Source organism: Nocardiopsis trehalosi NBRC 14201 (assembly GCF_001552555.1).
GTDB lineage: Bacteria > Actinomycetota > Actinomycetes > Streptosporangiales > Streptosporangiaceae > Nocardiopsis_B > Nocardiopsis_B trehalosi.
Genome location: NZ_BCRK01000202.1, coordinates 1 through 10,364 on the forward strand (window position 1 = coordinate 1; position 10,364 = coordinate 10,364).

The 10,364-nt window shown below is 74.5% G+C and carries 9 protein-coding genes; 6 read left to right on the forward strand and 3 right to left on the reverse strand.

The window, feature by feature from the left end; genetic code table 11:
• A partial coding sequence (locus tag NT8_RS31085; RefSeq protein ID WP_245646316.1) for a DUF4870 domain-containing protein occupies nt 1-817 on the forward strand: 817 nt, incomplete at its 5' end.
• Nucleotides 818-932: 115 nt separating this feature from the next.
• The gene (locus NT8_RS24420) at nt 933-1,517 is read left to right on the forward strand and encodes a DUF4870 domain-containing protein (protein WP_067974260.1); all 585 of its coding nucleotides are present in this window, start codon (nt 933-935) and stop codon (nt 1,515-1,517) included.
• Between the two features lie 55 nt (nt 1,518-1,572).
• On the opposite strand, the gene hemW is transcribed toward NT8_RS24420, so the two are convergent.
• The 3 genes from hemW to NT8_RS24435 are packed head-to-tail and all read right to left on the reverse strand — an operon-like array spanning nt 1,573 to nt 4,574.
• Entirely contained in the window at nt 1,573-2,805 is a 1,233-nt protein-coding gene (gene hemW, locus NT8_RS24425) for a radical SAM family heme chaperone HemW (RefSeq protein WP_067974263.1), read from the reverse strand.
• Nucleotides 2,806-2,844: 39 nt separating this feature from the next.
• Nucleotides 2,845-3,492, reverse strand: coding sequence for an MOSC domain-containing protein (locus NT8_RS24430; RefSeq protein WP_067974265.1), 648 nt, complete (start codon nt 3,490-3,492; stop codon nt 2,845-2,847).
• A 44-nt stretch (nt 3,493-3,536) separates the two neighbouring features.
• The gene (locus NT8_RS24435) at nt 3,537-4,574 is read right to left on the reverse strand and encodes a LacI family DNA-binding transcriptional regulator (RefSeq protein ID WP_084469242.1); all 1,038 of its coding nucleotides are present in this window, start codon (nt 4,572-4,574) and stop codon (nt 3,537-3,539) included.
• Nucleotides 4,575-4,682: 108 nt separating this feature from the next.
• Between NT8_RS24435 and NT8_RS24440 the strand changes: the two genes are divergently transcribed.
• The 4 genes from NT8_RS24440 (at nt 4,683) to NT8_RS24455 (ending at nt 10,308) form a co-directional block, all read left to right on the forward strand.
• Entirely contained in the window at nt 4,683-6,314 is a 1,632-nt protein-coding gene (locus tag NT8_RS24440; RefSeq protein WP_067974269.1) for a glycoside hydrolase family 13 protein, read from the forward strand.
• A gap of 267 nt (nt 6,315-6,581) precedes the next feature.
• Nucleotides 6,582-7,820 (forward strand): sugar ABC transporter substrate-binding protein, encoded by a 1,239-nt coding sequence (locus NT8_RS24445; protein WP_067974273.1) that lies wholly within the window; start codon nt 6,582-6,584, stop codon nt 7,818-7,820.
• A gap of 2 nt (nt 7,821-7,822) precedes the next feature.
• The gene (locus NT8_RS24450) at nt 7,823-9,439 is read left to right on the forward strand and encodes an ABC transporter permease subunit (protein ID WP_067974274.1); all 1,617 of its coding nucleotides are present in this window, start codon (nt 7,823-7,825) and stop codon (nt 9,437-9,439) included.
• Nucleotides 9,436-10,308: a sugar ABC transporter permease gene (locus tag NT8_RS24455; RefSeq protein ID WP_067974277.1), complete on the forward strand. Its 873-nt coding sequence runs from the start codon at nt 9,436-9,438 to the stop codon at nt 10,306-10,308. The genes NT8_RS24450 and NT8_RS24455 overlap by 4 nt, the downstream gene beginning before the upstream one ends.
• Nucleotides 10,309-10,364: the final 56 nt, after the last annotated feature.

Below are 10,364 nucleotides of genomic sequence, written 5' to 3' on the forward strand. Positions count from 1 at the left end.
GCCGCAGGGCCACCCCGGGCAGGCGCCCGGCTACGGCGCCCCCCAGCAGCCGCAGCAGGCGCAGCAGCCGCAGCAGGCCGGCGCGCAGCATCCCGGGTACCCGCAGCAGGGCCAGCCCCAGCAGCCCGGCCCCGCCCAGCCCGGGTACGGCGCCCCCAGCGGGGGCGCGTCGGGCTACGGCGCCCCGGCCGGCGGCGGACAGCCCGGCGGGCAGCCGGGCTACGCCCAGCCCACCGGCGGCCAGCCCGGCTACGCCCCCGGGTACGCCCAGCCCACCGGCGGCCAGCCCGGCTACGCGCCGCAGGGCCACCCCGGGCAGGCGCCCGGCTACGGCGCCCCCCAGCAGCCGCAGCAGCCCCAGCAGCACCCCGGGTACCCGCAGCAGGGCCATCCCCAGCAGCCCGGACCGGCCCAGCCGTCCGGCGCCTACCCCGTGCCCGGCCCCGCGGGGCCGCAGCAGGGCGGCGGCGACGCCACCACGTGGGCGATGATCGCGCACCTGTCCGGCGTCATCCTGTCGTGCCTCGGCTGGCTGGCCGCCCTCGTCGTGTACGCGACGCGGAAGAACTCCTCGCCCTTCGTCCGGCACCACGCGTCGGAGGCGCTGAACTTCCAGCTCACGCTGCTCATCCCCTACGCCGTCATGTGGATCGTCTACATCGTCATGGGCGTCTACCTGCCCGCCGAGTCGTGGATCGGGTCCGTCCTGGTCGCCGTGGTGTGGGTGGCCTCCATCGTGTTCGGCGTGCTCGCCGCGCTGGCCGCCAACAAGGGGTCGTGGTACCGCTACCCCGTCGCCATCCGCCTGGTGAAGTAGCGTCGCCGGCGGGCGCGAGCCTGGAGCCCGGTACCGGGCCGACCGCCCTCCGGCCCCCGTCCGACCGTCCGCGCCGCCGAGGCGGCGTTCGATCTCCGCACCGAACGAGGAGACCATGAGCTATCCGCAGCAGCCCAACCCCTATGACGGGCAGGGCGGCCAGAACCCCTATCCGGGCGGCTACGGCCCCGCGCCCGGCGCCGAGCACGGCACCGGCCCCCACCACGGGCAGGGCTGGCCGCAGTCGGGGCCGCAGACCCCCTACGGGCAGCAGCCCTACCAGCAGTCCCACCAGCAGCCCTACGGCGGGCAGCAGCAGTACGGACAGCAGCAGTACGGCCAGCAGCCCTACGGCGCCCCCGGGCAGCAGGGCGGGCCGTCGTCGTCGGACGACCGCACCATGGCCATGCTCGCCCACATCGGCGGCGCCGTGGTCGGGTTCATCCTCCCGCTGATCCTGTACCTGGTGAAGAAGGACGACTCGCCCTACGTCCGCTACCACGCGGCGCAGGCGCTCAACTTCCAGATCATGATGGTCATCGGCTACGTGATCGCGGGCGCGCTGACCCTCATCATCATCGGCTACCTGCTGTGGCTGGTGCTGTGGGTCGGCGGGCTGGTGTTCGGCATCCTCGCCGGCATGGCCGCCAACCGCGGCGAGTGGTACAAGTACCCGGTCACCATCCCGGCCGTGAACTAGCCCGCCCCCACCGGCCCGCGCCGGGCCCGCCGCATCGCGGGCGCCGGCCGGGCCGTCAGGTCAGGTCGCGCACCACCGCGTCGGCGAGCAGCCGGCCGCGGCGGGTGAGCACGGCCCGGCCGGCGGCGTGCGCCGCCGGCTCCAGCAGGCCGTCGGCCGCCGCGCGGGCGGCGGCCGCCCGGCCCGCGTCGTCGAGCAGGTCCAGCGGGCAGCCCTCGGCGATGCGCAGCTCCAGCAGGATGCGCTCGAAGCGGCGGTCCTCGGCGCCGAGGACCTCGCGCGCGTGGCCGGGCGAGATCCCCTCGGCGAGGCGGGCCGCGTAGGCGGCGGGGTGCTTGACGTTCCACCACCGGGTGCCGTTGACGTGGCTGTGCGCCCCGGGGCCCACCCCCCACCAGTCGCCGCCGGTCCAATAGAGCAGGTTGTGCCGGCTGCGCGCCGCCGTGCCGCGCGCCCAGTTCGACACCTCGTAGGCCGCGTAGCCCGCGGCGGTGAGGGCGTCGTCGGCCATGAGGTAGCGGTCGGCCATGGTGTCGTCGTCGGGGGCGGCGAGTTCGCCGCGCCGCACCCGGGCGGCCAGGCGGGTGCCGTCCTCGACGATCAGCGAGTACGCCGAGACGTGGTCGGGCCCGGCCGCGACGGCCGCGTCGAGCGAGGCCGCCCAGTCGGCGTCGGTCTCGCCCGGCGTGCCGTAGATCAGGTCCAGGTTGACGTGCTCGAACCCGGCCTCGCGCGCCCACGCCACGCACTGCTCGGGGCGGCCCGGGGTGTGGGTGCGGTCGAGCACCGCGAGCACGTGCGGCCGGGCGCTCTGCATGCCGAACGACACCCGGGTGAACCCGGCGTCGCGCAGCCGGAGCAGCGCGTCGCGGTCGACGGTCTCGGGGTTGGCCTCGGTGGTGACCTCGGCGTCGGGCGCCAGGCCGAACGCGTCGTCCACGGCGGCGACGACGCGGCCCAGGTCCTCCGGCGGCAGCAGCGTGGGGGTGCCGCCGCCGACGAACACGGTGCTCACCGGCAGGTCGGCGGCGCCGAGCACGCGGCGGGCCAGGCGGACCTCGGCCGCGGCCTGGTCGGCGTAGGTGGCGGGCGAGGCGGTGGCGGCGCCGTCGCGGGAGCGCAGCTCGCCCGCGGTGTAGGTGTTGAAGTCGCAGTAGCCGCAGCGGGTGACGCAGAACGGCACGTGGACGTAGAACCCGAACGGGCGCCGGCCCGCCCCGGCGAGCGCGGAGGCGGGCAGCGAACCGTCGGCGGGCACCGGGTCGCCGTCGAGCACGACAGAAGGCATGCCTTCAGTCTGCGGGATGGCGGCGACCGGATGGGCCGGTCAGCGGCCGACCTGCGCCGCGACGCGCTCCTCGACCTCCCGCCACTTGTCGGAGCGGCCGGGGATGGCGGTGATGCGGCGCAGCGTCGCGAGGTCGCGGTCGTAGCGGGCGCGGAACCCGGCCATGACGGTGATGCCGTGGTCGGGCCGGTGCAGCACCTCGACGCGGTCGCCCGCGGTGACGGCCCCCTCCTGGAGCACCCGCCAGTAGACGCCGGTGCGGGCGTCGTCGGTGAAGCGCCGCACCCACCCCTGTTCGGCCATCCACGCCTGGAAGGTGCCGCAGGGGGTGCGCGGGACGGTGGCCTCCAGCACGGCCGTGCCCACCCGCCACCGCTCGCCGATGAGGACACCGGCGAGGTCGGCGCCGGCGGTGGTGAGGTTCTCGCCGAAGCCGCCGTCGCGCAGCGGGCGGCCGAGCCGCTCCTCCCACGTGTCGAGGTCCTCGCGGGCGAATGCGTAGACGGCCTGGTCGGGGCCGCCGTGGTTGCGCAGGTCGGCCTGCTCGTCGCCGTCGAGGCCGAGGGTGCGCACGGCGACCGGTCCGGCGGCGGGCCGCTTGTCGATGGCGGTGCGGCGGGGCCGGCCCGCCCAGGCGGCGGGGGCGGCGCGGCCGGTGCTGACCGACCGGAGAACGCTGTGGGGCATGCGGTCCACGCTAGCGGGGCGCGGGCGGGCGAGGGGTCGGCGGGTCAGCCGGCGCGCACCGCGCGGTCGGCGCGGTCGGCGGCGGGGGCGGCGGCCGTCGACCCGCGCACGACGAGTTCGGGGTCGAACATGTACTCGGCGCGGGAGACCGCGTGCCCGGCGATCTCGTCGCAGAGGGTGCGCACGGCGGCCAGGGCCATGGCCTGCACGGGCTGGCGGACCGTGGTGAGCGGGGGGTCGGTGAAGGCGATGAGCTGGGAGTCGTCGTAGCCCACCACGGAGAAGTCGCGGGGGACCGCCAGGCCCGCCTGGCGGGCGGCGCGCACCGCGCCGAGCGCCATGAGGTCGGAGCCGCAGACGACCGCGGTGACGCCGCGCCGCAGCAGGCGGGCGGCCGCGGCGTGCCCGCCCTCGACCCCGAAGAGGGAGAGCTCCACCAGGCCGTCGGCCGGCAGCCCGTGGGCGGCCATGGCCTCGTGGTAGCCCTGGAGCTTGCGGCGCACCGGCACGTAGCGGTCGGGGCCGCTGGTGAAGCCGATGCGGGTGTGGCCGAGCGCGGCCAGGTGGTCGACGGCGAGGTGGCCGGCCCGCCGGTCGTCGGCCGAGACGAACGCGGCGGCCACCCGGTCGGTGTAGCCGTTGACGAGGACGATCGGCAGCCGGCGGGCGAGCAGCCGGCGGTAGAGGCCGTGGTCGGCGCTGGTGTCGGCGTGCACCCCGGAGACGAACAGGATGCCGGAGACGTTGCGTTCGAGGAGGAGGTCGACGTACTCGTCCTCGACGATCCCGCCGGGCGGCTGGGTGCACAGGACGGGGGTGTAGCCGTTCTGGGCGAGGGCGCCCTCGGCCGCCTGGGCGAACATCGGGAAGACCGGGTTCTCCAGTTCGGGCACCACCATGCCGACCAGCCCCGCGGAGCGCTGCCGCAGCCGGGACGGGCGCTCGTAGCCCAGGACGTCGAGGGCGGAGAGCACGGCGGTGCGGGTGTCGGCGCCCACCCCGGGCTTGTCGTTGAGGACGCGCGAGACCGTCGCCTCACTGACGCCGGCGTGCCGGGCGATGTCGGCCAATCGTGCTCCCATGCCAGCACTCTAGTGGAAGAGACCTGCCATTCCATTGCAAGTTGTGGGTAATCTTGCGCAAGGAATTGCAGCCACACGTTTCGCCTCAGGCGACATGGAGGGACCCGTATGCCGTTCTCCCCCGAGCCCGGGACCGCCACACCCCGGACCCAGCGGGAATGGTGGCGCGACGCCGTCATCTACCAGATCTACGTGCGCAGCTTCGCCGACTCCGACGGCGACGGCGAGGGCGACCTGCCGGGCATCCGCTCCCGGCTGCCCGAGCTGGCCGCCCTGGGCGTCGACGCCGTCTGGCTGACCCCCTTCTACGTCTCCCCCCTGGCCGACGGCGGCTACGACGTCGCCGACTACCGCGACGTCGACCCCCGGTTCGGCACCCTCGCCGACTTCGACGCCCTCACCGCCGCAGCCCACGACCTGGGGCTGCGGGTCATCATCGACGTCGTGCCCAACCACACCTCGTCGGCGCACCGGTGGTTCCGGGAGGCCGCGGCGGCCGAGCCGGGCGACCCGGTGCGGTCGCGCTACATCTTCCGGCCGGGCCGGGGCGCCGCCGGCGAGGAGCCGCCGAACAACTGGAACTCGATCTTCGGCGGCCCGGCCTGGACCCGGCTCAAGCGGCCCGACGGCACCCCCGAGGAGTGGTACCTGCACCTGTTCGACGCCGAGCAGCCCGACCTCAACTGGACGTCGGCCGAGGTGCACGCCGAGTTCGACGACGTGCTCCGGTTCTGGCTCGACCGGGGCGTCGACGGCTTCCGCATCGACGTCGCCCACGGCATGGTCAAGGACGCGGCGCTGCCCGACATCGCCGAGGGGCAGAAGGCCGACCTGCTCGACGGCACCACGCGGCTGCCCTACTTCGACCAGGAGGGCGTGCACGAGATCTACCGCCGGTGGCGGACCATCGCCGACTCCTACCCGGGGCAGCGGGCCCTGGTGGCCGAGGCGTGGGTCGAGGACGCCGAGCGGGTGGCGCGCTACCTGCGCCCCGACGAGCTGCACCAGGCGTTCAACTTCGAGTACCTGCAGGCGGGGTGGGACCCGCGGCGCGTGCGCGAGGTCGTCGACCGCTCGCTGGCGAGCAACGGGGCGGTGGGCGCCCCCACCACGTGGGTGCTGTCCAACCACGACGTCACCCGGCACGTGACCCGCTTCGGCGGGGGCGCCACCGGCCTGCGCCGGAGCCTGGCGGCCACCCTGCTCACCTTGGCGCTCCCGGGCTCGGCCTACCTGTACCAGGGTGAGGAGCTGGGTCTCCCGGAGGTCACCGACCTGCCCGAGGACGCGCTGCAGGACCCCACCTGGGAGCGGTCGGGCCGCACCGAGCGCGGCCGCGACGGCTGCCGGGTGCCGCTGCCGTGGGAGGGGGCCGAGCCGCCGTTCGGGTTCGGTCCGGCGGGCACGGTGCCGTGGCTGCCGGTGCCCGCGGAGTGGGCGGGGCTGACCCGCGCGGCGCAGCGGGCCGACCCCGGGTCCCCGCTCGCGCTGTACACGGCGGCGCTGCGGGCGCGGCGGGAGGCCGCGGTCGGCGCGGGCGACGCCGTCGAATGGCTCGACACCGGTCCCGAGGTCCTGGCGTTCCGCCGGGGGGCGGGGTTCGCGTGCGCGGTGAACATGTCCGGCGCGGCCGCGGTGGTGCCGCTGACCGGTGAGGTACTGGTGGCGAGCGGCCCGGTGGAGCAGCGGGCCGACGGCGTCGTGCTGCCCGCCGACACGGCGGTGTGGTTGCGCGGCTGACCGCGCGCGGGCGCGTTCGGCGGCCCGGCCGCCCCCATGCGGAGGGCGGCCGGGCCGCCGGCGTTCGGGGCCGTGCGGGGCGGCCGGGTCCGGCGGCGGGCGGCGGGAGGCGGGCGTGTTGCGGCCGTGTTTCCACATCGTGATGTAATTCAGCCGCAAAATCTTTCATTTCTTGCAGCCTGTTGCTAGCGTCACATCACCGCACAACAAGGACAAGCCGGGCCGCGCGGGGGGCGCCCACGGCTGTGTGCCCCGAAAGGGAGAGACATGAGAATCCGCAGCGCCGGCGTACTCGCCGGCACGGCCGCCCTCACCCTCGCCGCGACCGCCTGCGGCGGCGGGGGCGGTGCCGCCGAGGAGGAGAGCGCCGGGGCGCTCGTCATCTGGACCGACACCGAGCGCGGCGAGGTGCTCGGCCCGTTCGCCGAGGAGTTCGGCGAGTCCAACGGGATCGAGGTCGACATCCAGACGGTCGCCGTCGACCAGCTGCAGAGCGACTTCCTGACCGCGCACGAGGGCGGCTCCGGCCCGGACATCCTCGTCGGCGCGCACGACTGGATCGGCAACCTGGTCCAGAACAACGCCATCGACCCGGTCGAGCTGCCGCAGGAGACGGCGGACGGGTTCACCCCGACCTCCCTGGAGGCCGCCACCTACGAGGGGCGGCTGTACGGCGTCCCCTACGCCCAGGAGAACCTCGTCCTGCTGCGCAACACCGAGCTGGCGCCCGACGCCCCCGCAACGGTCGAGGAGCTGGTCGAGACCGGCGCCGCGCTGGTGGACAGCGGGGACGCCGACGAGATCCTCGGCCTCCAGGTCAGCCAGACCGGCGACCCCTACCACCTGCAGCCCTTCTTCACCTCCGGCGGCGGCTACCTGTTCGGCACCGACGACGAGGGCGGGTACGACCCGGCCGACCTCGGCATCGACTCCCCCGAGTCCATCGCCGCCTTCGAGCGCATCGCCGAACTCGGCGAGGAGGGCGAGGGCGCCCTCAAGCGGTCGATCGACGCCGACAACGTGAAGGCCCTCTTCGAGGACGGCCGCACCCCGTTCTTCGTGACCGGCCCGTGGAACATCGCCGGCGCGCAGGAGGCCGGCATCGACTACGACATCTCCCCCGTCCCCGGCTTCGAGGGCGCCGAGGAGCCCCGCCCGTTCGTGGGCGTGCAGGCGTTCTTCGTCGCCTCCGGCGGGCAGAACAAGGTCCTCGCCGAGGAGTTCGTCACCAACTACGTCGCCGACCCCGAGCTGGCCGTCGCCCTCTACGAGGCCGACCCGCGCCCGCCGGCGCTCACCGCCGCCCTGGAGCAGGTCGGCGCGGACGACCCCGACGTCGCCAAGATCATCGAGGCCGGCGAGAACGGCCAGCCGATGCCCGCCATCCCGGAGATGGCCGCCGTGTTCGACCCGTTCGGCAAGGCCCAGGCCGCGATCATCAGCGGCGCCGACCCCGAGGAGACCCTGCGGTCGGCGGCCGAGAACATCCGGAACGAGATCGGCTGACCGTGGCACCGAAGCGTCGCGGAACGGCGGGCGCCCCCTCGGGGGCGCCCGCTCCCCCGCCCCTCCCCGGAGGCTCGCTCGCCCCCCGCGGCTCCCTGGCCGGGCAGGTCGCCAAGACCGCCCTGCTCGGGCTGGCCGCGGGCCTGGGCGTGTGGGCCGCCCTCCCGCTCTACGCCCAGGGCCGGTGGCTCGGCCTCTCCGCGGTCGCCGCCGTCACGGCGCTGATCTTCTACGTCTACCTGTCCAAGCGGTCCGTCCCCGCGAAGTACCTGCTGCCCGGCACGCTGTTCCTCATCGCCTTCCAGGTGCTCCCGGTGCTGTTCACGCTCAGCACCTCGGTCACCAACCACGGCGACGGCCACCGCGGCGACAAGGAGCAGGCCATCGCGGCCATCGAGGCCGCGTCGGTGTCCCGGTCCGAGGGCGGCTCCGACTACACGCTGACCGTCGCCGCGCGCGGCGACGCCGCAACCGGCGAACTCGTCTTCCTGCTCACCGGCCCCGACGGCGCCGTGTACGCCGGGACCGCCGAGGAGCTGGTCCCGCTCAACGGGGCCGAGACCGACGCCGCGGGCAAGGTCACCGCCGCCCCCGGCCTGACCGTGCTGACCGCCGCCGAGGTGGGCCGGCGGTCGGCCGAGGTCGACGAGCTGACCGTGCCCACCGGCGAGGGCACCGGCATCCGCTCCAGCGGGCTGTCCAGCGCCTACGAGGGGCGGGCCGCCCGCGTCTACGACAGCGGGTGCGACTGCGTCACCGACTCCGCCACCGGCACGGTGTACACGGCCGACGACGAGACGGGGTCGTTCGTCTCCGCGGACGGCGAGCGGCTGTCTCAGGGCTGGCGGGTCGGCGTCGGCGCCGACAACTTCCTCCGGTTCCTCACCGACCCGTCGGTCAGCTCGTCGTTCTTCGCCATCTTCACCTGGAACCTGGCGTTCGCGGCGGGCAGCACGCTGCTGGTGTTCGTGCTGGGCCTGGCCGTGGCGCTCACGCTGCACACGGGCCGCCCGCTGCGCGGCCGCCGGCTGTACCGGGTCCTGGTCGTGCTTCCCTACGCGATGCCGTCGCTGGCCATGCTGCTGCTGTGGCGCGACATGTTCAACGCCGACTTCGGCCTGGTCAACCGCCTCTTCGGGCTGGAGACCGACTGGTTCGGCGACCCCTGGACGGCGCGCGGGGTGCTGCTGCTCGTCAACCTGTGGCTCGGCTTCCCGTACCAGTTCCTGGTGGCCACGGGCGCCCTCCAGGCCATCCCCCGGGAGCTGGTGCAGGCGGCGCGCATCGACGGCGCGGGCGCCTGGCAGGCGTTCCGCGCCGTGACCCTGCCCCTGCTGATGACGGCCATGGCGCCGATCCTCGTCTCGACGTTCGCGTTCAACTTCAACAACTTCAACACGGTGTGGCTCACCACCGAGGGCGGGCCGTTCCCACCCGACGACCCCACGGCGGGCGCCACGGACCTGCTGATCACCTACACCTACCGGCTCGCGTTCGGCGAGGCGGGCGCCCAGTACGGGGTGGCCGCGGCCGGGTCGGTGTTCATCTTCCTCATCGTGACCGTGCTGTCCGTGGTGAGCCTGCGCCGCGGCGCCTCCCTGGAAGGGGTGGACCGATGACCCGGCCGACACCCGCCCGGCGCGCGCTGGCGTGGGGGCGCTCCGCCGGCTGGCGGCACGCCGTCATGTGGGCGGTCCTGGCGTTCGCGCTGTTCCCCATCCTGTTCGTGGTCTCGGCCGCGCTCAACCCGCGCGGCACCCTCAGCAGCTCCCACCTGCTCCCTTCGGGCGCCGGGGTGGACAACGTGGTGCGGCTGTTCACCGAGACCCCGTTCGCCACCTGGTACCTCAACTCGCTGCTGATCTCGGTGGCCAACGCGGCGGCGACGGTGTTCCTGTCGGCACTGGCGGCCTACGTGTTCAGCCGGTTCCGGTTCGCCGGGCGGCGGGTGGGGCTGTACGGGCTGCTGGTGATCCAGCTCTTCCCGCAGTTCCTCGCCATCGTGGCGATCTACCTGATGTTCAGCAGGGTCGGCGAGCTGTGGCCGCGGGTGGGGTTCGACACCCCGTGGGGGCTGATGCTGGTCTACCTGGGCGGCGCGCTGAGCATCAACACCTGGCTGATGAAGGGCTTCTTCGACACCGTGCCCCTGGAGGTGGACGAGGCGGCCCGGGTCGACGGCGCCACGCACGCCCAGGTGTTCTTCCGGATCATGCTGCCGCTGGTGGCCCCGGTGCTGGCCATCGTGGGGCTGCTGGTGTTCATCTCGACCATCAACGAGTTCCTCATCGCCAGCGTGTTCCTGCGCGACCCGGAGGCCAAGACGGTGGCGCTGGGGCTGTACCAGCTCGTGGACGACCAGCGGAACAACCGGTTCGGCATGTTCGCGGCCGGAACGCTGCTGCTCGCGGTGCCGGTGCTGTCGGTGTTCTGGTTCCTCCAGCGCTACATCGTGGAGGGCCTGACCAGCGGCGCGGTCAAGGGCTGAGCCCGCGGCCGACGGCACGGCACGGGGGCGGGGCGGGGGGGGGGGGGGGGGGGGGG